We start from the raw sequence: 24,624 nt of genomic DNA on the forward strand, positions 1-24,624 counted from the left end.
TCAGGGAGCCGCCATCGGCATCGTGGGCTGTCCGCGCGATACGACCTGGGTACGCCCTCCCACGTGCAGCACGTATTCGAAGGACTGCCGCATGCGGCTGTACGCGCCACCATCCGGTACGCCGTAGTTGGCGCCCACGCTGAGGGTATGCCGTCCCGGCGGCAACGGCTTGAGCATCACCCAATACCCATCGGCGGCAGCCAGCCGAGAGTGTTCGTCATCGGCATCCATGCGGAAGCAGCCTTCGCTGCGGACCCGATGCCTGCGCATGTCGCCCAATGGCTGGCCGTCCAGCAGCACCACCGCACTGATCAGGTAATCGTTGTTGACCGCTGCCCCGGCCTGCAGCTCCTTGCAGGTCACACGCTCATCCACCTGGTAGTGCGCCATGTTGATGATCGGCAGCAACAGGTACTTGCCGGCCGGCACCACGCATTCGCGATGTGGCCGGAAACGGCCGTTGGTGACGGCCAGGTTCCAGACCGGGCCTTCCTGGCCCACATCGCATACGCGGCCATCCGGGTCGAGATAGGGCGCGCCGCCCTGGCCGTCGGCCCACCGCCACCATCGGGCGGTCCATTCGGCCAACGAAACGCCGCCCACCGGTTCACGCGTCAGCGGCGAAGGCGCCGCCGTGTCCGCACTGAACGCCGGCACGGCGGCCAGCAGCACTGCCATCGTTGCGCCGCCGCGGCGCAGCCAGCCCTGGATTCCCTTCCGCATCACCCACTCCATCGTCCCTGGCGGCCACCCTGCGTGGCCGGCTTCCGCGCCACTGTACCGTGACGGACTAGACCTTCGGCATGTTCTTGGTCACGCAATGGATGCCGCCACCGCCGCCGGCAATCGCATCGATATCCACCTGTTCGATCACGCGGCCCGGATACATGTCTTCCAGCAGTTCACGGCAGAAGCCGTCGGCTGCATCGTCACCGAACTGCGGCGCAACCACGGCGCCGTTGATCGGCAGGTAGTTGATGTAGCCCATGGCCAGATCGTCGTTGTCGCGGGTATGCACGTTGTCGCGCCCGTCCAGGGGCGGCGGCAGGGTGTGCACCTGCAGGCGACGGCCATCGGCATCGGTGGCCGCGCGCAGGATCTGCAGGTGTTCGCGGGTCAGATCGTAGTCGTAGGACTCCGGATCGTTGTCCAGGTTGGAGATCACCACGCCCGGCCGCACGAAACGGGCATAGAAGTCCACGTGCGCATCGGTGATGTCCCTGCCGGCGATACCGGGCAGCCAGATCACCTTGCGCAGGCCGAGGTGATGCTTCAGCTCGGCCTCGATGTCCGCGCGCGACCAGTCCGTATTGCGATTGCGGTTGACCCAGCAGCTTTCGGTAAGGATGGCCGTGCCATGGCCGTCGACTTCGATACCGCCGCCCTCGCCGACCAGATCGCTTTCCAGCAGCGTGGCACCGGTCACCTGCGCCAGCCACGGTGCCACCGCGCCATCGTTGCGCGCGCTCTGCTTGCCGCCCCAGCCATTGAAGTTGAAGTCGACCAGGCCCAGCCCGCCCTGGCCATCGGTGACGAAGCACCCGCCGTAGTCGCGCACCCAGATGTCATCCAGCGGCACCTCGAGGAACTCGATGTTGTCGCGGCCGCAGCGGTCCTGCGCCTGCTTCAACTGCGCCGGGCGGCACAGCACGCTGACCGGCTGGTGGCGGGCGATGGTACGGGCCAGCCGCGCCACGGCGGCGTTCACCGCATCGGCCTGCGCGCCCCACACCCGCGGCTGCGCGGCGAAGGCCAGAAACACGCGTTCCTGTGGGCCGTGCTCGTCCGGCATGCGCCAAGTCCCCGCACCTGGCCCTGCTGCGGATACGCGACCCGGCAGCCCGGCCAGGCCGAGCGCGGCCAAGCAGCCAAGGCCGGCGGCGCCCGCCAGTTGGGTGAGGAAGTGACGACGGTTGGTCATGACAGGCTCCATGGCCGGTGTGGGATGGGCGCTATGCTGCGCTTGCCCATCCATAAGAACAAACGATAGATTCAGCCATCAACTGAACAGTTTTTCTTATCAGAATGCTCAAGCATTGGCCCCCGCTGAACGCGCTGCGTGGTTTCGAGGCCGCCGCCCGCCTGGGCAGCTTCCACCGGGCGGCCGAGGAACTGCACCTGACCCAGTCGGCCATCAGCCAGCAGATCCGCGGGCTGGAGGCGTCGCTGCAACAACCACTGTTCTTCCGGCAAGGCCGCAGCGTCACCCTCACCGACGCCGGCATCGACCTGCTGGAAACCACCCAGTCACTGCTGCGCCAGCTGGCCAGCGGCATCCGCCGGCTCGATCAGTACCGCAAGCCGAATCAACTGATCGTCAACACCAGCCCGGCCTTCGCCCGACACTGGCTGGTGCCACGCCTGGCCAGCTTCCACCGGCTGCATCCCGACGCCGATCTGTGGCTGCTGACCAGCGAGGAAGCGCCGGACATGACCACGCAGACGCTGGACGTGGCGGTACGCGATGACCTCGACTCACAGGCGCAGTGCCAGCACCGCGTGCTGCTGCAGGACCGCCTCTTTCCGGCCTGCCATCCGGCCCTGCTCGCCACACCGATGCACGAACGACTGACCCTGCATGGCGAGCGCGAAATGGACTGGAGCCAATGGCAGGTGCAGGGCGGCGCCGATGTCGGCCAGCGCCGCGAGGGCATGAACTTCTCCGAGCCCGGGCAGCTGCTGGATGCCGCGTGCCAAGGGCTGGGCATCGCGCTGGTCAGCGAACTGCTGAGCGCGCGTGCGTGCGATCAAGGCCTGCTGCAACCGCTGGATGATGCACGCGTGCGCGGCCCGCGCTGGAGCTGGCTGGTGCATGAGGACAGCGCGGCAGATCCGCTGGTGATCAGTTTCTGCGAGTGGCTGTTGGCGAACCTGCCCGCCCGAGCTACTTCTGCCGCAGCGCGCGCTTGACCGCCGCCTCGGCCAGCGGCGCCATCACCGCATAGCCCTTCGCCGTGGGATGCACGCCGTCGTCGGCCAACTGCGGGTCGAGCCCACCAGCCGCATTGGCCATCGGCGTGTAGTAGTCCAGATAGACCAGCTGCTGCGCATCGGCGTAGCGCTTCAACGCCGTGTTCAATGCACGCACCCTGGGCGCAGGTGCCGTGCCCGGCAGCCACGGGTAATCGCTGACCGGCAGCACCGATGCCAGCACCACACGGATGCCGTGTGCGCGGGCCAGGTCCACCATCGCGTGCAGGTTGTCTTCGATCATTGCCTGGGTGGACGGGCCGGTGTTGCCGGCGATGTCGTTGGTGCCGGCCAGGATCACCACCACCTGCGGCTTCAGTGCCAGCACGTCCTGCGGGAAGCGCACCAGCATCTGCGCCGTGGTCTGGCCACTGATACCGCGGTTGAGCCAGCCCTTGCCGGGAAAGAACGCCGCACTGCCCTCCCTGCCCCAGCCTTCGGTGATCGAGTCACCGAAGAACACCACGCGCGGTTGCCCAGGTACGGCGGCAGGCAGACGTGCGTTGGCGTCGCGGTAACGCTGCAGTTCCGGCCAATCGGCCAGGCGCTGCTGCATGAAGCGCACCTCGTCCTGGCGCAGGCGCTCGACAGGTTCCACCAGCAACGGGTTGATGGCGGGCACATCGGCCGCCACGCCATGGGCACTCAGCGCGATACCGAGGGCAACCGCGGCCACGCCGCCGGACAAGGAACGCATGGGGTCTCTCCGTGGAATGTCCGGGCCAGTCTAGCGCGTGGCCCCGCGCCTAGCGTGCCGCCGACCGTGCCGCCACGCCGGTCACCTTGGCCGGCATCCACATGCCTGGCGTCCAGCCGCTGGCGGCGAGGATCGCCTTCGGGTTGTCCTGCTGGATCAGCGCACGTACCGCATCGCGCTTGTCCCTGGCCTGCAGGTAATAGGCCTTGGCGATGCGGTAGCCCACCCAGTAGCCCAGGTCGTAAGGCTCCTGCGAGCCCGGCTTGTAGTTGTACAGCCACGGCGACAGATCGGTGCTGTCCACATCCAACGCGAAGGCGCTTTCGATATGCACCTCCCGGCCACGGGTCCAGGCGGCGTGCCGGCCGTTGCCGACGTTGCCGGAAATCAGTTCGGCGATGAACTCGGCAATGCCTTCGCCCAGCGAAACACGCAGCACCGTCGCATGCGGGTCGCCCGGCTCGAAATCGGTCAGGCCGGTCTGCTGGATGTGCACGTACTCGTGCGCGATCACGTGCACGAAGCGGTCCTGCACATTGGGATTCATGAAATCGGCTGCGCACAGCGCTTCCAGGCCGATGATCACGCCGCTCTTCGAGGTCAGCCCGACCGGCCGGCCACGGCCGACCGCGATGGTCACCGGCGGAAACGTGGCCTGCGGGTAGATCGCCTGCAGATTGGCGAACACCTGCACCAGGCGCTGCTTCACCGCCGGCAGCTCCGCAAGGCAAGCGCGGCCCTGCGCATACACTTCGGGCTGGCTGGCAATGGCCTCGGCAATACGCTCGGGCGTGACCCGTCGCGCCTTCGCCAATTCACCCAGGCCCGTACTGCCTTCGGCCAGGTAACCGGCCAACTGGGCGACGCTGGGCTTGCCGCCGGTACTGTCGTAGAGCGCGTAGAAGCGGCTGGCATCGGTGGTGAGGATCTGCGGCCCCGGCGGGGTACCCGCCGACGCCACGCCGACCGCCCCGGCACAGGCCAGGGCAAGCAGGCAACGCAGGAAACTGGACATCGCTCCGTCCTTGGTGGAGTGCATGCGAAGCGCGCAATCTACCACTCCGCCCCAGCTACCGCAGCGGGCATATGCAGGCCCTTCGGGGCTGTGCCAGACTCACTCTGGCACCTGCCATGGATGATGGAGCACCGCACGATGATGATCGTTCCCGCGTACTGGGCCGAAGCCCGCCTGCAGGCCCGTTTCCGTGGCCGGCCGGTGGTCGTGCGCCGCTTCGGCTGGTCCGACGAGGGACCTGCCCAAGCCCAGGCCCACGCCGACGCACGTGCCCATGAAGCCCTCAACGCCATCATCGCCGGGCAGGTGCTGCCGCGTCGCGAAGTGCGCAGCAACTACGGTGTGGAGGGCGTACCGATCCGCGAGCAGATCGTGCAGCGCGACGGCGATGTCATCATCACCCGCAACAGCTATGGCGCGCTGTGCCTCAACAGCCCCGACGTGCTGTTTGCCGACATCGACCATGCGCAGCCGCCGGCCGGATGCGTGATACCGGCCATCGTCGCTGCGGCCGTGCTGCTTGCCGGCGCCATCATCGGCACCGTGCTCTGGCATTGGCTGGTGGGCCTGGTACTGGGCGTGGCGGCAGTGCTGCTGGCCAACGCGGCACTGCTGATGCGGCGGAAGCAGCGCCTGGCCGCTGCCGGTGGTGCTGAAGGGCTTGCGCTGAAGCGCGTGGACGCCTTCAGCGAACAGCATCCCGATTGGCACCTGCGGGCCTACCGCACACCGGCGGGGCTGCGCGTGCTGGCGATGCATGCCACGTTCTCACCTGAGGACGAGCAGCTGCAGGCATTCTTCAAGGCACTGGGCACCGACACCCTGTACGCGCGCATGTGCCGGCTGCAGCATTGCTTCCGTGCGCGACTGACACCGAAGCCGTGGCGCGTTGGCCTGAAGTACCGCATCCGGCCGCCGGTGGCCGCTTGGTCAGCCGAACAGGCCAACAATCCGGATCGACTGGCCTGGATTGCCGAGTATGAAAAGAAGAGTGCCGGCTTCGCGGCCTGTGCCTATCTGCGCAGCTTCGGCGACACTTCCCGGGTGCATGCCAAGGCGGAGCATGTGCGCGAACTGCACGATCGCCTGTCGCACGCGCAGGACCGCCTACCGCTGGCGTGAGGGCGGATGCTCAGTCAGCGCCCTGCACGAACGGCTGCCCTGCCAGGGTAGTGCCCAGCCGCACCGCGATCTGCTGCCCGCCCTTCTCGAAGGTCGTTGCGCACTGCTTTCCGCCCTTCTGGCATCCGACTTCCGGAAAGCCCTCAAGTGACTCGGGGGCGCCCTGTGCCGGACTCGCCTGCCACCCTGCTGCATCCATCAGGCGCTTGGCCTTGGCATAGGGCATGCCGGCAACAATGCCCAGCTGCGCCAGTTCGGTGGGCAACGGCTGGGAATATGCAGTCGAGACCAAGGCCAACGACAGCATTGCAGCAAGGAGGATGGCTTTCATTGCACCGACCTGGAACGAGCACACGGCCTCAGCCTAGCCCATTTGCATGACGCGGGAATGTGCCGGTAACACGTCGTTACCGAGTCTCCACAGTTGATTGCAGAGCGCTTGCCTCTGTTTACATGCGAACAGCATGGGCTCGGCTCTACAGGAGGCAGGAAGGCCGCCCGAAGGCGGCCTTCCCGTTGCCTTACTTGGCGTTTTTCACGTAGGTGTCGAACCAGTTCAGCATCTCCGACACCAGCTGCTCGTTCGATTCCAGCGCGGTGTACCAGTGCGGTTCGTTCGGAAGCATCACCAGGCGGGTGGTGCCGCCGTTGCCACGAATGGCCTGGTACAGCTTGCGCGACTGGAACGGTTCGGTACCCGGGTTGGCGTCATCCTCACCGTGGACCAGCAGCAGCGGCAGCTTGATCTTGTCGGCATAGAAGAACGGCGAGGCCTTCAGGTACACGTCCTGCGCCTGCCATACCGAGCGACGCTCGTTCTGGAAGCCGAACGGGGTAAAGGTCTTGTTGTACGAACCGCTGGTCGCCACACCGGCCTTGAACAGGTTGGTGTGCGCGATCAGGTTGGCGGTCATCAGGCCGCCGTGGCTGTGACCGGTCACGCCGATGCGGTTGCGGTCGACCACGCCCATGTCCACGGCCTTGTCCACCGCCGCCTTGGCGTCGGCTTCCAACTGCTCCAGGTAGGTGTCGTAAGCGTTCTTCGGGTCACCCACGATCGGGAACGAGGCATTGTCGATGATCGCGTAGCCGGCCAGCAGCATCAGGCGGTAGGGCTGCAGGCGGGTGAAGGTCTGCTGCGAACCGGACACCTGCCCCGCCTGCGCGGCGTTGGCGAAGTCGGCCGGGTAGGCATACAGGATCGCCGGCACGCGCTGGCCTTCCTTGTAGCCCGGCGGCGTGTACAGGGTGAACGACAGGTCCACGCCGTCGGCACGCTTGTAGGTCACCAGCTGCTTCTTGATCTGGCGCACTTCCGGGGTCGGGTCGACCAGTTTGGTCAGCGCGGTCGTGGTGGAGGCGAACTGCGCCTCGCCGGCCTTCGCATCGGCCACTGCCTCACCCTGCTGGCGGATGAAGGCGTTCGGCGGATCGATCACCGACTGGTGCCAGGTCAGGTAGCGGCCCGGCGTGTTGCTGAAGCCGAGGAACTGTTCGTAGGCGTCGGCACTGCTACGGAACAGGCGCTCGCTCTTCAGCGTGCCCAGGTCCAGGCGGTCGAGGAACGGACGATCGCCCTGCGGCGAGGCGCCACGGCCGCTGAGGAACACGTGGTTGCCCTCACGGCGCACGACCTGCGCGCCATTCGGCAGGCGGGTGAACACGAGGTTGCCGGGATTGCCGTACAGCTCATCGCTGGACATGTCCCACAGCAGGCGACCTTCCTTCTTCGGCTGGTCCACGTCGACGATGCGGGTCTGCATCCAGTGACGGTTCTCGTCGTTCTCGTACTGGAAGGCCACGGCCGGATCGGCGGTCCACGCGAAGCCTTCAAAGCGCTGCGCGGTGCGGGTGATTTCGGTCGGCTTGCCGTTGAACGGGGCCTTCAGCATCAGCACGCGATCGCGATGCGGCACGTTGACCTTCCAGTCACCCTTGTCCAGCGCTTCGGCGTAGACCAGGGTAGCCGGATCGGTGGCACGCCAGTCGAAACCGCGCGGGCCTTCCGGCACGCCGTGCACCGGCACGCGGTCGGCCAGCGGCAGACTGGCGATCGGCGTGCTGCGGCCGTTGCTGATATCCAGCACTGCCACATCATTGGCGAAGCGCTGGTAGGTCACCGCATGCGAGTACGGTGCCTTGATCGATTCGGTCAGCACATGCACGCCATCGGGCGCGGCGCTGACCTCGTTGAACAGCGCCGGCTGCCCGACCGGGCGCACGCTGCCCGCGGCGGTATCGACCACGGCCAGCTGCGAGGCACCGTAGTAAGCGAACAGCTTTTCGTCATGCACGCTGGTCAGCGTGTCGCGGGCCTCGTAGGTGCTGCTTTCGCCGCTGCTGCCCAGCGACTCCTGCGCGTCCGGACCGTTCGGCACACCACCATTGGACGGCGCCGGGCCCTGGTTGGCCGGCACCAGCTTCACCAGCAGGTTCTGGCTGCCACCCAGCCACTGCACGGTGTTGCCGAAGATCGGGTTCAGCTGCACGTTCGGCACCTGCTTCACCTGGCCGGTGGCGGCATCGCCCACCCACAGCTGCACGCTGGTATCGACCGCGTTCTGGAAGGCAAAGTGGCTGCCATCGGCCGACCACAGCGCGCCGGTGGCGCAGCCCTGCGGCAGGTTCACCTTGGTTTCCTTGCCACTGCCGATATCAACCAGAGTGAAATCGGCCACGCAGGCCGGAATGCCGTAGCCGCCGGGCGTGTCATGGCGGCTGCGGTTCTTCGGCTCCAGGCGCACGCCGGCCAGCTTCAGGTAAGGCTGGGCCACGCGGCTGATCGACGGGTAGGTCTGCGCGGTGGTCAGCAGCAGGCGCTGCCCACCCGGGGCCACGTTCGGTGCCGGCGGCGGCGGTGCCTTCAGCACCTTGAGCAGGTGTTCCGGCGGCTTCGCGTAATCAGCGAAGGCCGGGCCAGCGGCCAGCAGGCCGACGGTGGCAACGGCAACAGCCGCCGCCAGAGAGGTTCGACGGATCAGCATCCTTATCCCCTGGGTGTGAATGGGTACCCGGAATCGGGCATGGACCCGAATCTAGCACCGCAGGGGTTGGGGTGAATGGGCCGGAAGGGCTAGTGTCCGGATGGGGCAAAGTGGGACACGCCCGGAGAGGCCGGCGATGGGCCGGCATCTGCCAGGCGTGGTCTGTCATCACTGCTGGGCGTGCAGGTCCCAGGCCGTCAGGTAATCGGGGTCGACCACGATCATGCCGCTGTTGCGCATGCGGTATTCGCCTGGCTCGGCCCGCTGGTACTGGTCGAGCATGGGCGGCAGGTAGCGCTCGTGACCATCGTCTTCGTCGGCCAGCACCACGCCTTCGTCGGCACTGATGCGCAGCACGGTGCCCGCGTACTGCTCCAGACCCTGCACCTGGCCGTCGCCACCATAGCGGGTGACACCCACCAGCACGACCTTGCCGATCATTTCCTCGGCCTTCGCATCATCCAGTGGGGGCAGCATGGGATTGAATTCGTCGTTCATCGGAGCACCTCCAAAGCCTGTGGGGATAGCGTGGATTCGGCGGCCCCACGTTGCCAGCGTTGACGGCAACGCAGGGGTCTCTCTTGGGGCGCAAGTACCTGGATCGCAGGACCAACCGGGCAACGCCGGGGCGCGATGGGCGAAAGGTATCTGGAACTGCGGGGGGATGGCCATCTGCGCCGATGGCGTGACCGCGTCAGGTCAAGGTCAAGGTCAACACCACGCGTTGCGTTGCATACACGGTGAAGCGTGACAGCTGCACTGTAGCGGCATGAGGGCCTCCTGTTGAAGGTCACACGCGGGTGTGTTGCTCCGTTGGAACGAATGCTGCCACTCTGCGCGGAAGGAACAAGTGAAGATTGCAGGCGACCTGTAACAGGTGGTTCGCGCGGTACCCGTTCATTAAGCTGCCGCCCCACCCTGCCGCGGCACGCTTGCCCCGGACGCCACGCTAGAATGCGGCCATGCGCACCGTACATGCCCTTCGCTACATCACCCCCTTGCGGGAAGGTGGCTCCCTGCCAGCCGTGGTCGAGACCGACGACGACGGCATGGCCGTGCTGAAGTTCCGTGGCGCCGGCCAAGGCCCGAAGGCGCTGATCGCCGAGCTGATCGCCGGCGAAATGGCGCGCACGCTCGGTCTGCCGATTCCGGAAATCCTGTTCGTCGAGCTGGACCGCGAGTTCGCCCGCACCGAGCCCGACCCGGAGATCCAGGAGCTGATCCGCGCCAGCGAGGGCCTGAACCTGGGCCTGGACTACCTGCCTGGCGCGATCAACTACGACCCGGCAGCGATGCCGGTGGATGCCGACCTGGCCTCGCGCATCGTCTGGTTCGATGCGTTCACCAGCAATGTCGATCGCACCACGCGCAATCCCAACCTGATGGTGTGGCATCGAAAGCTGTACCTGATCGATCACGGCGCGGCGATGTACTTCCATCACGACTGGGCCAACGCCGGCGATGCCTGCGAGAAGCCCTTCGTGCTGATCCGCGACCACGTGCTGCTGTCGTTCGCCAGCCGCATCGCCGAGGTGGATGCCGAGCTGGCCGCCCGCCTGACCGACGCCGAGATCGAGCGGATCGTCGGCCTGGTGCCGGACAGCTGGCTGGTCAACGAGCCGGCATTCGACAGCCCGCAGGCCTATCGCCAGGGCTACATCGACTATCTCAAGCACCGCCTGAAAGTGCGTGCGGTGTTCGTGCAGGAGGCCATCCGTGCCCACGCTGCACACGTATGACTACGCGGTCATCCGCGTGGTACCGCGGGTGGAACGCGAGGAATTCATCAACGTCGGGGTGATCGTGTCCTGCCCCGGCGCACGCCATCTGGAAGCGGCCATCGAGATTGATCCGGCACGCCTGCACGCGTTCGCGCCGGCGCTGGACCAGGACGCGTTGCAGCCATGGCTGGATGCGATCGTGGCCATCTGCCGCGGCGACGCGACCGCCGGACCAATCGCGCAGCTGCCCGCGCGCGCGCGCTTCCATTTCCTCACCGCCAAGCGCAGCTCGGTCGTGCAGATGTCGAGCACGCATGTCGGCCGCACCGCCGATCCTGCGGGTGTGGTGGAACACCTGATGACGAAGATGGTGCGCGTGCCGGAATGACCGGCACGCGTCACGATCAAAGTGGCACCCGTCGCGCGATGTAATTGACCACATTGCCGATCGCATCCGGATCGACATTGGCCAGCCCGACAATCACATAGCCCTGCGCGGGCAGCACCACGATGGCACTGTTGGAGCCGGGCGCACCACCTTCATGGCCGTACTGGTGCTCCCTGCCCTCGCCCTGCACCACGAAACCATAGCCGTACCAGCCCTTGTGGTTCTGCGCTGTGGTGGCCTGCTGCAGCAATGCAGGTGAGACCAGTTTTCCGCTTTGCAGCGCCTCGGCGAACTTCATCATGTCGCCTACCGTGCTGTAACCACCACCGGCCGACATGCCGCGCCAGGGCAGCGACTTCGTTTCGCGCATCCATTGCCCATCCTGCTTCGTGTAGGCGACGGCACGCTGTGGCACCGTCACTGTTTCCGGCTCGAAGCCGGTGCCGGCCATGCGGGCCGGACGCAGGATGTGCTCCTCCACATAGGCGTAGTACGACTGCCCGGAAACGGCCTCGATGATGCGCCCGAGCACGATGAAGCCATAGTTGGAATAGCTGTCCTGGCTGCCAGGCGTGAACTGCGGCGGATCCTTGGCGAAGCGCTGCACGTAGTCATCCAGCGTCTTCAGCGAGGCGGAATACTGGTCGAAATCATCCCCGAAGAAATCGCCCAGGCCGCTGGTATGGGTCAACAGCTGGCGAACGGTCACGGCGCCGGCAACGGCCTTGTTCGGATAGTCCGGCAGGTGCATGCCGATCGTATCGTCCAGCCCCAGCTTGCCGGTCTGTACCAGCTGCAGGATGCCCACCGAGGTGAACATCTTGTTGGACGAGGCCAGCCGGAAGCGCGTATCCGCATCCACCGGAATGCCGCCTTCGCGGTTCGCCTCGCCACCGCGCCAGTCCAGCAGCACCTCGCCGTTCCGCGCCACCAGCAGCGCTCCCGACAGCGCGTCCTGCGCCCGCAGCGCCTCCAGTTTTGCTGTGGCATCGGCCATCAGGACAGGCAATGCAACCCGTGCCGGCTTGTACTTGCCCGGCGTTTCAGTGCCCTCGATCTGGAACTGCTTCACGTGCGACGGGTTGTCCGGGTCCATGCCGGCCGTCACCCACATCGCACGTTCGTTCAGCTGACCCATCACCAGCAGCTTCGCCTGGTTGGGCGTGCTCTGGATTGTTTCCAGTACGCGCAGTGGGCCGGTGCTCCCGCGGAATTCGAGATAGTCCCCTGGGCTGCTGCCCTCCTTCTTCCCGTAGGTATCGGCGAATGCCTGCAGATCCTCGAGGCTGCCAGCATTGAAGGCCGCCAGCCAGTCATCGATGGCGTCCTGCGCACGTGGATGTGCGCGCTCGGAAGAGGTTGCGCCTACTGCTGGAAAAACCGGGGTAGCCATCAGAACCGAACAGGCCAGCGCATTGCAGAGAAACAAACGTCCAACCGCCTTCATGGCCGTTCCTTTGCGGGATCCCTGGATGCATCCTAGACCAAGGCTGCGTCCGCCGCATCGGCGCTAGGGACTCTGCCGAAACACCTCAACCGTTACATTGAATGCCTCGATGCGATGCCATTCGCTCCGCGCGTGCGGCAGGGATTCCACGCCCATGCCGATCTGGTACCTCACTGCGTCCGGACCTTCGCGCCAGTAATAGGGTTCACCGCTGCTCCAGCCACAGCAGACGTAACGCAACGCTGGCAGGCCGAACGTTGCGTGCAGGAAGGCTTCGACCTTCGCTGCCCCGGCACCCGCAACCCGATAGTGGGCTTCCATCGGCTTGATGTAGGACGCATCGTCCTGGCTGCAGCCGATGTATTCCAGTCCCGCTGGTTTCCGCCCCATTGCCTGCAGGAAGTCCTGGCAGACCATGTCAGGTCGGGCCAGGCCGTCGGCACGGCCGTGCGCCTCCCACTCCGCCAGTGCCTGTGCTGGACTTTCGGCAGCCAGCAAACCGGTGGTGAACAGCAATGCAGGCAGTACTGGCAGCATGAAACGCGCGAGACGTTCCGGCCATGGAGGCGACATGAGGATGCGATCCTTCGCGGTTGATGGAAACCATGCTAACCGATGGTCGCGCTATCGCCGTGCCATGGTCTGTTCGTTGAACCACGCCACGCAGAAGTCGAGGAAGCTGCGCAGCTTGGGTGTCAGCTGGCGATCGCGTGGATACACCAGGTTGATCCAGGTCGACACCGGCACGTACGCCGGCAGCACCTCCACCAGTTCACCACGCGCCATCGCTCCGGCCAGCATTTCGTGCGGTTGCAGGATCAGCCCCAGCCCTCCGATGGCGGCGGTCAGCAGCGGCTCGGCCTGATTGACCATGAAGCGGCTGGACACCGGCACGGTCAGCACGCTGCCATCGGTGTCGCGGAAACTCCAGCGCGTGCGGATGATCGAATGTGCGAATCCCAGGCACTCGTGTCGGCTCAGATCGGTCGGATGGGTAATGGCCGGACGTGCAGCGAGATAACCCGGCGACGCACACAGCGCCAGCGGATACGGCCCCAACCGTCGCGCCACCAACCCGCTGTCGGCCAGATCGCCGGTGCGGAACACCAGATCAAAGCCGTCCTCAACGATATCCACCAGGCTGTTGGACAGGTTCAGATCGACCTGCACGTCCGGGTACTGCTGCAGGTAGGCCACCACCGCCGGTCCCAGTGCATGCACGCCGAAGGTGACCGGTGCGCTGATGCGCAGGCGCCCCATCGGCCGCCCACGCGCCACTTCAGCCAGCTGCTCGGCCGCCTCCACTTCTTCCAGGATCACCCGCGCCCGCGCCAGGTAGGCCTGGCCGAAGTCGGTCAGGCTCTGCTTGCGCGTGGTGCGGTTGAGCAGGCGTACGCCCAGGTGGTGTTCCAGCGACTGCACGTGTTTGCCGACCAGCTGCGGCGACAGGTCCAGCGCGTCGGCAGCAGCGGCGAAGGAGCCGACCTCGGCCACTTTGACGAACGTACGCAGGGGAGCGATCAGGTCCATTGCAAACAATTGTTTTTCAATGAAACGCCAGATTACCCCTTATTCTGGATGCAGGCCACGCGCACAGTAGCCCTCACCTTTCCGCCGGCCCCAACGCCGGCCTTGCCCAGGAGCCCCCATGAGCCAGGTTGTCCGCATCCACGAATACGGCAATGCCGATGTACTGCGCATCGACGACATCGACGTTCCCGCCCCCGCCGCCGACGAGGTCCAGATCCGGGTCAAGGCCGTCGGCCTGAACCGCGCCGAGGTGATGTTCCGCAACGGCGCCTATCTGCAGGAGGCGCAGTTCCCCAGCCGGCTGGGCTACGAAGCGGCCGGCGTGGTCGAAGCCATCGGCAGTGCGGCGAGTGGATTCACCGTGGGCGATGCGGTCAGCGTGGTGCCGCCGCTGGATATCGCGCGCTGGGGCACCTATGGCGAGCTGGCCAACGTGCCGGCACGACTGGTGGTCAAGCACCCGCAGGCACTGGAATTTGAAACGGCCGCCGCAGTGTGGATGCAGTACGTCACCGCCTGGGGTGCGCTGCTGGAGCAGGCCCGCCTGTCCGCCGGGGATTTCGTCATCATCACCGCTGCCAGCAGTAGTGTCGGCCTGGCCGCGATCCAGATCGCCAACGCGGTGGGCGCCACGCCGATCGCGGTAACGCGTGGCCCGGGCAAGCGTCAGGCCCTGCTCGATGCTGGTGCCGCCCATGTCATCGCCACCGAGGAGCAGGACCTGTCAGCCGAAGTGGCGCGCATCACCGGCGGTGCCGGTGCCCGCGTGGTGTTCGATCCGATCGGTGGCCCGCAGTTCGTGCCGCTGACCGAGGCGATGGCGCGTGGCGGCATCCTGCTGGAGTACGGCGCGCTGAGCAGCGAACCCACCCCGTTCCCGTTGTTCAACGTGCTGGGCAAGTCGCTGACGCTGAAGGGCTACCTGTACTCGGAAATCGTCTCCGACGATGCCGCACTGGCACGTGCCAAGGCGTTCATCGTCGATGGCCTGGACAAGGGCACGCTGGCACCGAAGATCGCCAGGGTGTTCCCGTTCGCGCAGATCCAGGACGCACACCGTTACCTGGAATCGAACGAGCAGATCGGCAAGGTGGTGGTGACGCTGTAATCCCCTGGGCGGCAGCGACAGGCCCACAACGGGCACGTCGCTGCCGCAGGCTCAGGCCATTGAAGGCCCGCGGCTCTCATGCTGGCGGCTGTCGAGGGCGAGCTGGTGCTCGCGCTGCCGGTTGTCACCGGCCAGATCATTCACGGTCTGCTCCATCGAACGCGCGGGCTGCGCCGTATCCACGCTGGCGCGCTCGCCGGGTATCAACCCGGCGACCCACAGGCGATCTCCGGCCATCATCACCCGGTCGACGCGCGCGGCATCATCGATGCCATTGCGCTTGGATTCCAGCACCGCCTGCATCACGTGCTCGTCGCCGACGCTGCCAGGCGCCCCCTGGCGGATGCGCTCGAACAGCGCGGCGTCCCTGGGTGACAGCGATTCCACGCCATTGGGCTGCGGTGCGGGCTCCGGCGTGGCCGGACCAGCGACCGGCGGATTCGCCGCCGCCTGCTGCCGCGCCTGCACCTGCTCCGGCTGGAACTCCGCCCGCGTATAAGGCGGACGCTGCGGCGGCCAGTTCTCCGCACGGTCGAACTCGGTGGTCGGCGCATGCTCACGTGCGACGGCGGCATCATTCAACTGCCGGCGCGCATCCGCGTCGATGACGCCGCCGGGGCGCAGCGGCAGGCCATAGTCCTGCTGGAAGTTGCGCATGGCCGCCTGCATGCCGGTATCAAACGTGCGCGCATCGCGCTCGACACGTGGGTTCGGTTCGGTCAGGTACCCCAACGCCTCCAGCTGCCGGCGCATTTCGAACACCGGCTCGCCCTTCTCACCGGGCCCAAGGTTGCCGTCGGCCAGCGGGCCGGTCAGGTCGGTCACCGTCCGGCGCTTGAAGTCCGGATCGACCGCCAGCGTGTCGCTGCGCATGCGTTCCAGCAGCGCATCGTCGATGCGGCCATTGGCCGGGCTGATTCCCCGCTCGGTCTGGAAGCGGCGCACGGCCTGCTCGGTGGAGGCGCCAAAATCACCGTCGGGCTTGATCGCGGCATTGGCGTTGTTGCGGATGTCCAACCGCTGCAGGTACTGCTGCGCTTCCAACACCTGCTGGTTGGCGTCACCCCGGTGCAGGTCCATCGCCCCGGCGGGCGCCTGGAAAGTCGGCACCGGCATCTGGAAGCCTGGCTGCTGCACACGCTGGACCAGGCCGGCGACCTGGGATTCCCATCCGGTGGCCAGCGTGGCGATGGCGTCCGGATAGGGACTGCCGTTGATCAGCTCACCGCCATTGACCGAGGCCCGCGCCTGCCGGTAGTCGGCATGGTTGGCGTTGACGTTGTCGGACAGCCGCGCACCGAACATGCCATCGCGCATCCCCACCACCAGCACCTTGGTGGCGATTTCCGCCTGGGCAGCCCGTTCCGGATGCTCGACCAGCTCGCGCCCCATGCCCAGTGCCTCGCCCAGCCGCTCGTAGTTGTTGACGTGGGTAAGGTGGGCAAAGCCCCGGCCGAAATACTCCTCGCCGCCGAAGTAGCGCAGATCCACCGCCTGCTTCCTGCCCCAGTCTTCCTCGGGCGCGGCGAAATCACGCGATTCGTGCTGCGCCGTGGCCAGCACATAGGCAATCTGCCGATGGTCGGTAATGCCGTTGTCGATGCAGGTACGCACGATCATCTCGACCGACTGGTCCCGGGTCAGGCCGAAGCCCACCCCACCTTTTCCATAGCCTTCGCTCATCCTTCAGCTCTCCAGTTCGGGAACGCATCCGTTCGTCAGGGGTCGGCCTACTTCAGCAGGTCCGATTCAGTAGGGGCCTCGCCCCTGCAGGTGTCATAGCGGCGCTGCAGCAGCGTGCGCGGCTCGGTTCCGCGCAGCTGGATGACCTTGTCCTCGCGCTCGCACGGGCTGACCTTCGCACGCAGCACGAACCGCCCATTGTCGATATGGTCGATGTCGCGCCCACCGATGGCCGCTTCCAATGCCTTGGCACGCACATAGCGGTTGCCCTTGGCGTCGAACAGGTAGAACGCATGCACCGGTACGTTGTAGACACCGTTGTTGTCCTGCCACACCTGCAGGTCCGGCACGCCATCGCCATTGAAATCCGAAGCGGTCAGCAGCACGGCAGCCGCCCCCTGGGCATCGGCACCAGCGCGGGTCAGGCGCGGTTGCACGCCCGTGACCGCCACGTTGCGCCCACCACGGGTCACGCTCATGCTGCGCACCCGGCAGGTCGTCACGTTGTCGGTGCCGCTGCAATCGGCCACCTGGAAAACCACCTGCAGCGCAGGCGTGATCCTGCCCTCGCCGGGCCGCAGGACGATCCTGCCCTGCTCGTCGGGTGCGGCATCGGCGGTGTGCACAGCGGCCTGCGCCGGCGCCGGGGCCGCCTTGGCTTCCGCCACCAGCGCCGCCGCACCACCGCCCTGCAACTGGCGGGCACGCAGCAGGGTCATGTGCGTGCGGCACTGCTGTGCATCCAGCTGGGCAACGGCCGTGCCACCCTCCGGGCAGCGGCTGTCGCGCTGGCGCAGCCATTGCCGCTGCAGGTCGCGCAGCACCTGCTGGTCACTGGCCGTCAGCGCGGAGCGCGCCGCGCTATAGGCGGCGTTGAGCGCATCGTCGTGCACCTTGAACTCAGCGTCGGCACAACGACGCCGGGCGTCCAGCGCGTTGCCCGCGGCCGCCATGCAGGGCGCATGGGCAGGGCTCAGATAGCGCGCATCGCCCGCGATCAGTTCGGCACCACTGGGCACCTTGCGTACGGCGGGCTGGGGTGACGCCTGCGCGCTTGCCCCCATGCACGGGCCAAGCAGAAGCAGTCCTGCCAGCAACCGGGTGGCGCGCCCCGGCAGGCGTTCAGAGTTCAGCATGCGATTCCTTCCCTGGGGGCTTTGACCGGCCCCGTCCTGTTCCGATGATGGATGCTGCCCGCTCACCAGCGCAACTTCAGCGACAGCGGTCACAGCCCCCGCATGCCGTGTTCAGGCCGGCAGCCGCTATTTCGGCAGGGCGAAGGCCATCACGTAATCGCCGTTCGGGGTTTCCATGAAATGGTGGCCGCCAGCCATGATCACCACGTACTGGCGCCCGCCCTGCGCGTATACCATCGGCGTGGCCTGGCCGCCGGCAGGCAACTTGGCGTGCCACAGCTCCTTGCCGGTCTTCAGGTCGATGGCACGCAGCAGGTCATCGGTCGCGGCGGCGATGAAGATCAGTCCGCTGGCAGTCACCACCGAACCGCCATTGTTCGGCGTGCCGATCTCGATCGGCAGGCCGGACCGGATGCCGAACGGCCCATTGCCGCGCGCACTGCCGAACGGCCGATCCCACAGCAGCTTGCCGGTGCGCAGATCGATGGCCCGGATGCCACCATAGGGCGGCTGCTTGCACAGCAGACCGGTGAACGGCAGGCGCCAACCGGCATTCACCTGGATGGCGTAGGGTGTGCCCACCTGGGGGTCGCCCGCGCCCTCAGCGCCGCCCTTGTCGAACCGGATCTTCTCGCGTGGCAGCCAGCCCAGCCGGTCGGCCTCGGCACGTGGCACCAGCCGGTTGTAGTTGGGCATGTCGTTGTAGTTGGCCACGATCACGCCGCGGCGCGTATCGATGGACACGCTGCCCCAGTCCGAGCCGCCGTTGTAGCCGGGGTATTCGATGGAATGGCGATCACTGCTCGGCGGCGTGTAGAAGCCTTCGTAATAGGCCTTGCGGAACTGGATGCGGCAGATCAGCTGATCGATCGGGGTGATGCCCCACATGTCGCGCTCGGTCAGGTCATGCTCGCGGCGCAGCGTGTGGTACAGCGAGAACAACTGCGTGGGCGAGCGCTGTTCCGGTTCGACACCACCGACCGGCACCTTGCGCTCTTCGGCGGCGGTCAGCAGCTGGCCGTTGCGGCGGTCGAGGATATAGAGATCACCCTGCTTGGTCGGCAGCAGGAGCGCCGGCACCTTGCCCGCCGCCGTCGGGTAGTCGATCAGGCTGGCCTGCGAACCCAGGTCGTAATCCCACACATCCTTGCGCACGGCCTGGAAATGCCAGGCCGGCTTGCCGGTGGCCACATCGATCGCCACCAGCGACGTCGCATAGCGGTTCTGGTTTTCCGTGCGTGAGCCACTCCAGTAATCGCCCGCGGAATTGCCCAGCGGCAGATAGACCAGCCCCAGCGCCTCATCACCGGTCGCGGTGGTCCACATGTTCGGCGTGCCGCGCGTGTAGGTCTGCTCATGCGGCGGCAGGCCGCTGCGCTCGGGCTGGTCCATGTCCCATGCCCAGCGCAGCTTGCCGGTGATCGCGTCGTAGGCCTGGATCACGCCCGATGGCGCATCGCGGCGCTGTCCATCCAGCACCTGGTGGCCGGTGACGATCACCCCGCGCACGATGGCCGGTGGCGAGGTGATCGACACGTATCCAGGGGGCACCTCGCCCATGCCCAGGGTGATGTCGACCTGGCCGTTGTTGCCGAAATTCGCGCACGGACGGCCGCTGTCCGCATCGACCGCGATGATGCGCCCGTCCAGCGTGCCTTCGATGATGCGCGCCCAGCATGCCGGACGACTGCCCGGTGCAGCACTGCGGGTGGTACTGGGTGGCGGTTCCGGCAACGCCAGATCAGCAGCGACATCGGCCAATGCCGCGTCGGCGAAGGTCGGTGTGGCCGGCTGCTCGTAGTAGCTCACGCCGCGACAGGCGGCAGTGTACGGAATCGAAGCGTCCTTCACCTTCGGATCGAACCGCCACACTTCCTTGCCGCTGGCCGCATCAAGTGCGATCAGGCGGTTGCGGGCGGTGCACAGGTACAGGCGGTCGCCGATCTTCAGCGGCGTGGTTTCCGCACCCCAGCGCTTCTTCGGCATATCGCCGGTGCGGAACTGCCAGGCCGGCTGCAGCGTAGCCACGTTGGCCGGGGTGATCTGCTGCAGCGGCGAATAGCGGGTGGCGGCATTGCTGCGGCCCCATGCGGGCCAGTCCCCCTCGGCGGGCTGGTCAGCGGGCTGCAGGCCCGTGGTGTCGCGCGTGGGTTCCAGCCCGGCGCTGGCCGCGCCTTCCGGGAACGGCTGGTGCCCGTCCACTTCGCCATGCGGCGCGAACGCCAATCCGAAGGCAGCGACGAACACCAGCATCAGCACGCCGGCCACGCTGCGCGACAGGCGCCGGGAGACCGGCTGGTGGAGGGTGGGCGCCAGCAGCGCCAGCACGATGCCAAGCGCGGTCACCAGCCCGAGCCGCGGTACCCAGCGCCAGTAGTCGCTGCCCGATTCCCACCAGGTCCACAGCAGCGTGCCGATGAACACCAGCGCGTACAGCAGCGCGCCGCTGCGGCGGTTGCCGAACAACAGGATGCCACTGACCAGCAGGCCGAGCCCGGCAATGGCGTAGTACGCCGAGCCGCCCAGGCTGAGCAGCCACGCGCCGAGCCCGCCGATGAGCAGGCCGAGCACGATCAGCAGCAGCGACAGCACGGTGACCAGGGGATGCCGGAAGGCGCGGACGGGAGCAGGAGCAGACGGCGGCGTGGCGGACATCGTCGATCTCCGGGGGCAGCATGCGCCGTTATCCCACCGCCGACGTGAAGCGCGCGCGTATGTGCAGCATCCGGATACGACGACGCCGGCACAGGGCCGGCGTCGTCGGGTACCTCAGGCTCGCGGCAGGATCACTCCTGTGCGGCGTCCTCGCTGCTGGCAGCCGCCGGGGCGCCATCGGTCGCGGTCGCGGTCGTGGCCGGGGCAGCCACAGCCACCTCGTCCTCGTCCTCGTCGATCGAGGCATCCATGCGCTCCACCGCCTGCAGCTTCTCGTCCTTGGACAGGCGGATCAGGGTCACGCCCTGGGTGTTGCGGCCGACGCGGCTGATTTCCGAGCCACGCGTACGCACCAGGGTGCCGCCATCGGAGATCAGCAGGACTTCGTCGCCCGACCCCATCAGCACTGCGGCGACCAGCTTGCCGTTGCGCTCGGTGGTCTGGATGCCGATCACGCCCTGCGTACCACGGCCCTTGCGCGGGTAGTCCGGCAGCGGGGTGCGCTTGCCGTAGCCGTTCTCGGTGGCGGTGAGGATGTACTGCACGCTGGCGTCATCGGCGCCGTCGATCACCGCATCGCCATTGGCGACGGCTTCCTCGACACCGTTGTCGTCCTCGTTCTCGTCCTCGATGCCACCGGCACTTTCGGCCACGATCAGGCTGACCACTTCCTCGCCGGCCGGCATCTTGATGCCGCGCACGCCGGTGGCGGTACGGCCCATCGAGCGGACCTTGTCTTCACCGAAGCGCACGGTCTTGCCGTTGGAGGCGAACAGCAGGATGTCACGCTCGCCATCGGTCAGGCCAACGCCGACCAGCGCATCGCCCTCGTCGAGGTTGATCGCGATCTTGCCGCGGGCCAGGCGGAAGGCGAACTCGCTCAGCGGGGTCTTCTTGACCGTACCGTTCTTCGTGGCGAAGAACACGAACTGGCCGTCGGCGTACTCACGCACCGGCAGCACGGCCTGCACGCGTTCGCCCGGCTCCAGCGGGATCCAGTTGATGATGGGACGGCCGCGGGCGTTGGAACCGGCTTCGGGCAGCTGGTAGACCGGCAGCCAGAACACCTTGCCCGAGCTGGTGAAGGTCAGCAGCGTATCGTGCGTGTTGACCAGCCACAGCTGTTCGATGAAATCCTCTTCCTTGGTCGCCGCCGCACTGCGGCCACGGCCACCACGGCGCTGTGCGCGGTACACGCTCACCGGCTGCCGCTTAACGTAGCCGGCATGCGACACGGTGACGACCACGTCTTCCGGCGCGATCAGGTCGAGGATGTCCAGGTCTTCTTCGCTGTGGCGGATTTCGGTACGACGTTCGTCGCCGAATTCGGCCTTGACGTTGACCAGCTCCTCGCGGATCACCTGCAGCAGGCGGTCGGGATCTTCCAGGATGTGGATCAGCCCGGCGATCACTTCCAGCAGCTGCTTGTACTCGTCGGTCAGGCGGTCCTGCTCCAGCCCGGTCAGGCGGTGCAGGCGCATCTCCAGGATCTGGGTGGCCTGGATCTCGGTCAGCTGGTAGCCGCCCTCGATCAGGCCCACGCCCTTGGGCAGGTCTTCCGGACGCGAGGCTTCGGCACCGGCCGCGCCCAGCATCGCACCGACCAGGCCCGGCTCCCACACGCGCGCCAGCATGCGCTCGCGGGCTTCGTTCGGGTTCGGCGAGGTCTTGATCAGTTCGATCATCTCGTCGATGTTGGCCAGCGCAACGGTCAGGCCTTCCAGCACGTGGGCACGGGCGCGCGCCTTGCGCAGCTCGAACACGGTGCGGCGGGTGACCACTTCGCGACGGTGGCGGACGAACGCCTCCAGCATCTGCTTGAGGTTCATCAACTGCGGGCGGCCATCGACCAGCGCCACCATGTTGATGCCGAACACCGATTCCATCTGCGTCTGCTGGTACAGGTTGTTCAGCACAACCTCGGCAGATTCACCGCGCTTGATCTCGATGTAGATGCGCATGCCGTCCTTGTCGGACTCATCGCGCAGCTCGCTGATGCCTTCGATCTTCTTTTCCTTGACCAGCTCGGCGATCTTCTCGATCAGACGCGCCTTGTTCACCTGGTAAGGAATTTCAGTGACGATGATCGATTCGCGGCCGTTGTCGGCCACTTCGATATCGGCCTTGGCACGGATGCGCACGCGGCCACGGCCGGTGCGGTAGCCGGCAACGATGCCGGCGGTGCCATTGATGATGCCGGCAGTCGGGAAGTCCGGGCCCGGGATGTACTCCATCAGGCCGTCGACATCGATGTCCGGGTTGTCGATCAGCGCGATGCAGGCGTTGATCGATTCACTCAGGTTGTGCGGCGGAATGTTGGTCGCCATGCCCACCGCGATACCGGCCGAACCATTGACCAGCAGGTTCGGGAACCGGGTCGGCATGACCGTCGGCTCCAGTTCCTTTTCATCGTAGTTGGGCTGGAAATCGACGGTTTCCTTGTCGATGTCCGCCATCAGCTCATGCGCCAGGCGCGACATGCGCGCCTCGGTGTATCGCATCGCTGCAGCGGAGTCGCCGTCGATCGAACCGAAGTTACCCTGGCCGTCGACCAGCATGTAGCGCAGCGAGAACGGCTGTGCCAGACGCACCAGCGTGTCGTACACCGACTGATCGCCATGCGGGTGGTACTTACCGATGACGTCACCGACGATACGCGCCGACTTGAAGTAGGGCTTGTTGCTGTGCGCGTTGAGTTCGTTCATCGCGTACAGCACGCGGCGATGCACCGGCTTGAGGCCGTCGCGCGCATCCGGCAGCGCGCGGCCCACGATCACGCTCATGGCGTAATCGAGGTAGCTCTTGCGCATCTCGTCTTCCAGGTTGACCTGGATGATTTCCTTGGCGGTTTCTGCCATTCGGGTTCCGTTGTCTGGTAGCGGTCCAGTCCGGCGCAGCCCTCTGCAGGAGGGGGTCGTGCCGGAACCTCGATTCAACCTGTGGATACTACCACAACAGGCCGTTTTCCGCCTCCCTTTACGGGGATTTTACCGGCACAAATCAGGAACTTAGGGGGTTGCCGGCCAGCGGCCGGCACTATCGGGGGCGGAGGTCACGCCGCCCCTCCCCTGCGCTTCAACCGCCGAAGGCGGCGCGCATGTTCTCGGCGGTCGGGTTCAGGATGACCCCGCGCTCGGTCACGATGGCGTCGATCAACTCGCCCGGGGTGACGTCGAACACCGGGTTCCAGGCGGCAATGCCCTCGGCGACGGTACGGGTGCCACCCACGCCGTACAGCTCACCCGGGTCGCGCTGCTCGATCTCGATCTGGCTGCCGTCCACGGTCTCCATGTCCACGGTCGAGGACGGTGCCACCACCATGAACCTCACACCGTGGTGGCGGGCGGCGATGGCCAGCTGGTAGGTGCCGATCTTGTTGGCGGTATCGCCATTGGCGCAGATGCGGTCCGCGCCCACGATCACCCATTGCACGGCACCGGTCTTCATCAGGTGCGAGGCGGCGGAATCGGCAATCAGGGTGGCATCGATGCCATCCTGTTGCAGCTCCCACACGGTCAGGCGTGCACCCTGCAGCCACGGCCGGGTCTCGCCGGCGAACACGCGGGCGATGCGATGCTGGGCCATGCCGGCGCGGATCACGCCCAGCGCGGTACCGAAGCCTGCAGTGGCCAGCGAGCCGGTATTGCAGTGGGTCAGCACGCCACTGCCGGCCTCGATCAGGCCCGCGCCCAGTGCGCCCATGTGGCGGTTGGCGGCCAGGTCTTCCTCGGCGATGGCCTGCGCTTCCGATTCCAGCAACGCCTTCCAATCGGCGCCAGCGGCGTTCAGGCAACGGCGCATGCGTGCCAGCGCCCAGGCCAGGTTGACCGCAGTCGGCCGCGATGCGTTGAGGCGCTGCAGGGCCGGTTCCAGCTGCTGCAGGGCGTGCGCACCATCAGCGGCCTGCACCGCGCGTGCGGCCAGCACGACACCCCAGGCAGCAGCAATGCCGATCGCCGGCGCGCCACGCACGGTCAACGCGTGGATCGCGCTGGCAACCTCGTCGCTGTCATGACAGACCACGTGCTCGACCACGAACGGCAGCTTGCGCTGGTCCAGCAGTTGCAGGGCATCGCCGGTCCACAGGATCGGGCGGATGTGGTCGTAACGGGCGTAGTCGATGTCAGGGGCAGTGTTCATGGCCCCATTGTAGGGCCACGCCCGGCAG

At 66.6% G+C, this 24,624-nt stretch carries 20 protein-coding genes; 5 read left to right on the forward strand and 15 right to left on the reverse strand.

From position 1 onward, the window contains the following. Both ACZK1G_RS14400 and ACZK1G_RS14405 read right to left on the reverse strand, forming a co-directional pair. Positions 1 to 723: a hypothetical protein gene (locus ACZK1G_RS14400; protein ID WP_478447610.1), complete on the reverse strand. Its 723-nt coding sequence runs from the start codon at positions 721 to 723 to the stop codon at positions 1 to 3. A 67-nt stretch (positions 724 to 790) separates the two neighbouring features. Next, a complete protein-coding gene (locus tag ACZK1G_RS14405) occupies positions 791 to 1,921 on the reverse strand; it encodes an agmatine deiminase family protein (protein WP_197622054.1) in 1,131 nt (376 codons plus the stop codon). Positions 1,922 to 2,025: 104 nt separating this feature from the next. Here ACZK1G_RS14405 and ACZK1G_RS14410 point away from each other — a divergent pair, with 104 nt between their 5' ends. Beyond that, the gene (locus ACZK1G_RS14410; protein ID WP_101765746.1) at positions 2,026 to 2,910 is read left to right on the forward strand and encodes a LysR family transcriptional regulator; all 885 of its coding nucleotides are present in this window, start codon (positions 2,026 to 2,028) and stop codon (positions 2,908 to 2,910) included. Here the strand turns inward: ACZK1G_RS14410 and ACZK1G_RS14415 are convergent. Together ACZK1G_RS14415 and ACZK1G_RS14420 are read right to left on the reverse strand one after the other, a co-directional pair. Further along, positions 2,885 to 3,667 carry an SGNH/GDSL hydrolase family protein gene (locus tag ACZK1G_RS14415; RefSeq protein WP_101765747.1) on the reverse strand — a complete coding sequence of 261 codons (783 nt, stop codon included), beginning with the start codon at positions 3,665 to 3,667 and terminating at the stop codon, positions 2,885 to 2,887. The two genes, ACZK1G_RS14410 and ACZK1G_RS14415, sit on opposite strands and share 26 nt — an antisense overlap. Before the next feature lie 49 nt (positions 3,668 to 3,716). Beyond that, complete coding sequence (locus ACZK1G_RS14420; protein WP_014037711.1) at positions 3,717 to 4,682, reverse strand: DUF2268 domain-containing putative Zn-dependent protease; 966 nt, start codon at positions 4,680 to 4,682, stop codon at positions 3,717 to 3,719. A gap of 138 nt (positions 4,683 to 4,820) precedes the next feature. On the opposite strand from ACZK1G_RS14420, the gene ACZK1G_RS14425 reads away from it, so the two are divergent. Further along, complete coding sequence (locus tag ACZK1G_RS14425) at positions 4,821 to 5,804, forward strand: hypothetical protein (protein ID WP_101765748.1); 984 nt, start codon at positions 4,821 to 4,823, stop codon at positions 5,802 to 5,804. Between the two features lie 10 nt (positions 5,805 to 5,814). On the opposite strand, the gene ACZK1G_RS14430 is transcribed toward ACZK1G_RS14425, so the two are convergent. The 3 genes from ACZK1G_RS14430 to ACZK1G_RS14440 form a co-directional block, all read right to left on the reverse strand. Next, positions 5,815 to 6,135: a hypothetical protein gene (locus tag ACZK1G_RS14430; protein ID WP_101765749.1), complete on the reverse strand. Its 321-nt coding sequence runs from the start codon at positions 6,133 to 6,135 to the stop codon at positions 5,815 to 5,817. A 190-nt stretch (positions 6,136 to 6,325) separates the two neighbouring features. Continuing rightward, positions 6,326 to 8,788 (reverse strand): S9 family peptidase, encoded by a 2,463-nt coding sequence (locus ACZK1G_RS14435; RefSeq protein ID WP_101765750.1) that lies wholly within the window; start codon positions 8,786 to 8,788, stop codon positions 6,326 to 6,328. A gap of 168 nt (positions 8,789 to 8,956) precedes the next feature. After that, a complete protein-coding gene (locus ACZK1G_RS14440; RefSeq protein WP_049443219.1) occupies positions 8,957 to 9,286 on the reverse strand; it encodes a hypothetical protein in 330 nt (109 codons plus the stop codon). A gap of 464 nt (positions 9,287 to 9,750) precedes the next feature. Between ACZK1G_RS14440 and ACZK1G_RS14445 the strand changes: the two genes are divergently transcribed. Then, positions 9,751 to 10,527: a HipA family kinase gene (locus ACZK1G_RS14445; RefSeq protein WP_021202746.1), complete on the forward strand. Its 777-nt coding sequence runs from the start codon at positions 9,751 to 9,753 to the stop codon at positions 10,525 to 10,527. Next, a complete protein-coding gene (locus ACZK1G_RS14450; protein WP_049443217.1) occupies positions 10,505 to 10,897 on the forward strand; it encodes a DUF3037 domain-containing protein in 393 nt (130 codons plus the stop codon). The genes ACZK1G_RS14445 and ACZK1G_RS14450 overlap by 23 nt, the downstream gene beginning before the upstream one ends. Before the next feature lie 16 nt (positions 10,898 to 10,913). Here ACZK1G_RS14450 and ACZK1G_RS14455 read toward each other — a convergent pair whose 3' ends face one another. From ACZK1G_RS14455 to ACZK1G_RS14465, 3 genes are all read right to left on the reverse strand, one after another. After that, a complete protein-coding gene (locus ACZK1G_RS14455; protein ID WP_101765751.1) occupies positions 10,914 to 12,344 on the reverse strand; it encodes a serine hydrolase domain-containing protein in 1,431 nt (476 codons plus the stop codon). A 63-nt stretch (positions 12,345 to 12,407) separates the two neighbouring features. Further along, entirely contained in the window at positions 12,408 to 12,860 is a 453-nt protein-coding gene (locus tag ACZK1G_RS14460; RefSeq protein ID WP_424143675.1) for a DUF4952 domain-containing protein, read from the reverse strand. Positions 12,861 to 12,968: 108 nt separating this feature from the next. Beyond that, positions 12,969 to 13,874, reverse strand: a complete 906-nt coding sequence (locus tag ACZK1G_RS14465; protein WP_049443215.1) for a LysR substrate-binding domain-containing protein — start codon at positions 13,872 to 13,874, stop codon at positions 12,969 to 12,971. 118 nt (positions 13,875 to 13,992) lie between these two features. Here ACZK1G_RS14465 and ACZK1G_RS14470 point away from each other — a divergent pair, with 118 nt between their 5' ends. Further along, complete coding sequence (locus tag ACZK1G_RS14470) at positions 13,993 to 14,982, forward strand: zinc-dependent alcohol dehydrogenase family protein (RefSeq protein ID WP_101765752.1); 990 nt, start codon at positions 13,993 to 13,995, stop codon at positions 14,980 to 14,982. Between the two features lie 51 nt (positions 14,983 to 15,033). Here ACZK1G_RS14470 and ACZK1G_RS14475 read toward each other — a convergent pair whose 3' ends face one another. The 5 genes from ACZK1G_RS14475 to mtnA form a co-directional block, all read right to left on the reverse strand. Beyond that, on the reverse strand, positions 15,034 to 16,665 hold the full coding sequence (locus tag ACZK1G_RS14475; RefSeq protein ID WP_101765753.1) for a peptidoglycan-binding protein: 1,632 nt from the start codon (positions 16,663 to 16,665) through the stop codon (positions 15,034 to 15,036). A gap of 47 nt (positions 16,666 to 16,712) precedes the next feature. Beyond that, positions 16,713 to 17,801 (reverse strand): lysozyme inhibitor LprI family protein, encoded by a 1,089-nt coding sequence (locus ACZK1G_RS14480; protein WP_101765754.1) that lies wholly within the window; start codon positions 17,799 to 17,801, stop codon positions 16,713 to 16,715. Between the two features lie 126 nt (positions 17,802 to 17,927). Beyond that, entirely contained in the window at positions 17,928 to 20,456 is a 2,529-nt protein-coding gene (locus ACZK1G_RS14485) for a membrane-bound PQQ-dependent dehydrogenase, glucose/quinate/shikimate family (protein ID WP_101765755.1), read from the reverse strand. Positions 20,457 to 20,587: 131 nt separating this feature from the next. Beyond that, the gene (gene gyrA / locus ACZK1G_RS14490) at positions 20,588 to 23,314 is read right to left on the reverse strand and encodes a DNA gyrase subunit A (RefSeq protein WP_101765756.1); all 2,727 of its coding nucleotides are present in this window, start codon (positions 23,312 to 23,314) and stop codon (positions 20,588 to 20,590) included. 217 nt (positions 23,315 to 23,531) lie between these two features. Beyond that, positions 23,532 to 24,596, reverse strand: a complete 1,065-nt coding sequence (gene mtnA / locus ACZK1G_RS14495) for an S-methyl-5-thioribose-1-phosphate isomerase (RefSeq protein ID WP_101765757.1) — start codon at positions 24,594 to 24,596, stop codon at positions 23,532 to 23,534. Positions 24,597 to 24,624: the final 28 nt, after the last annotated feature.

The sequence above is a fragment of the Stenotrophomonas sp. 109824_Sma genome, from assembly GCF_056480025.1.

What these genes read in the sequence shown, in the direction of transcription:
- ACZK1G_RS14400 (WP_478447610.1), bottom strand. Translation starts at nt 723, where the DNA reads ATGCGGAAGGGAATCCAGGGCTGGCTGCGCCGCGGCGGCGCAACGATG.
- ACZK1G_RS14405 (WP_197622054.1), bottom strand. Translation starts at nt 1,921, where the DNA reads ATGACCAACCGTCGTCACTTCCTCACCCAACTGGCGGGCGCCGCCGGC.
- ACZK1G_RS14410 (WP_101765746.1), top strand. Translation starts at nt 2,026, where the DNA reads ATGCTCAAGCATTGGCCCCCGCTGAACGCGCTGCGTGGTTTCGAGGCC.
- ACZK1G_RS14415 (WP_101765747.1), bottom strand. Translation starts at nt 3,667, where the DNA reads ATGCGTTCCTTGTCCGGCGGCGTGGCCGCGGTTGCCCTCGGTATCGCG.
- ACZK1G_RS14420 (WP_014037711.1), bottom strand. Translation starts at nt 4,682, where the DNA reads ATGTCCAGTTTCCTGCGTTGCCTGCTTGCCCTGGCCTGTGCCGGGGCG.
- ACZK1G_RS14425 (WP_101765748.1), top strand. Translation starts at nt 4,821, where the DNA reads ATGATGATCGTTCCCGCGTACTGGGCCGAAGCCCGCCTGCAGGCCCGT.
- ACZK1G_RS14430 (WP_101765749.1), bottom strand. Translation starts at nt 6,135, where the DNA reads ATGAAAGCCATCCTCCTTGCTGCAATGCTGTCGTTGGCCTTGGTCTCG.
- ACZK1G_RS14435 (WP_101765750.1), bottom strand. Translation starts at nt 8,788, where the DNA reads ATGCTGATCCGTCGAACCTCTCTGGCGGCGGCTGTTGCCGTTGCCACC.
- ACZK1G_RS14440 (WP_049443219.1), bottom strand. Translation starts at nt 9,286, where the DNA reads ATGAACGACGAATTCAATCCCATGCTGCCCCCACTGGATGATGCGAAG.
- ACZK1G_RS14445 (WP_021202746.1), top strand. Translation starts at nt 9,751, where the DNA reads ATGCGCACCGTACATGCCCTTCGCTACATCACCCCCTTGCGGGAAGGT.
- ACZK1G_RS14455 (WP_101765751.1), bottom strand. Translation starts at nt 12,344, where the DNA reads ATGAAGGCGGTTGGACGTTTGTTTCTCTGCAATGCGCTGGCCTGTTCG.
- ACZK1G_RS14465 (WP_049443215.1), bottom strand. Translation starts at nt 13,874, where the DNA reads ATGGACCTGATCGCTCCCCTGCGTACGTTCGTCAAAGTGGCCGAGGTC.
- ACZK1G_RS14470 (WP_101765752.1), top strand. Translation starts at nt 13,993, where the DNA reads ATGAGCCAGGTTGTCCGCATCCACGAATACGGCAATGCCGATGTACTG.
- ACZK1G_RS14475 (WP_101765753.1), bottom strand. Translation starts at nt 16,665, where the DNA reads ATGAGCGAAGGCTATGGAAAAGGTGGGGTGGGCTTCGGCCTGACCCGG.
- ACZK1G_RS14480 (WP_101765754.1), bottom strand. Translation starts at nt 17,801, where the DNA reads ATGCTGAACTCTGAACGCCTGCCGGGGCGCGCCACCCGGTTGCTGGCA.
- ACZK1G_RS14485 (WP_101765755.1), bottom strand. Translation starts at nt 20,456, where the DNA reads ATGTCCGCCACGCCGCCGTCTGCTCCTGCTCCCGTCCGCGCCTTCCGG.
- gyrA (WP_101765756.1), bottom strand. Translation starts at nt 23,314, where the DNA reads ATGGCAGAAACCGCCAAGGAAATCATCCAGGTCAACCTGGAAGACGAG.
- mtnA (WP_101765757.1), bottom strand. Translation starts at nt 24,596, where the DNA reads ATGAACACTGCCCCTGACATCGACTACGCCCGTTACGACCACATCCGC.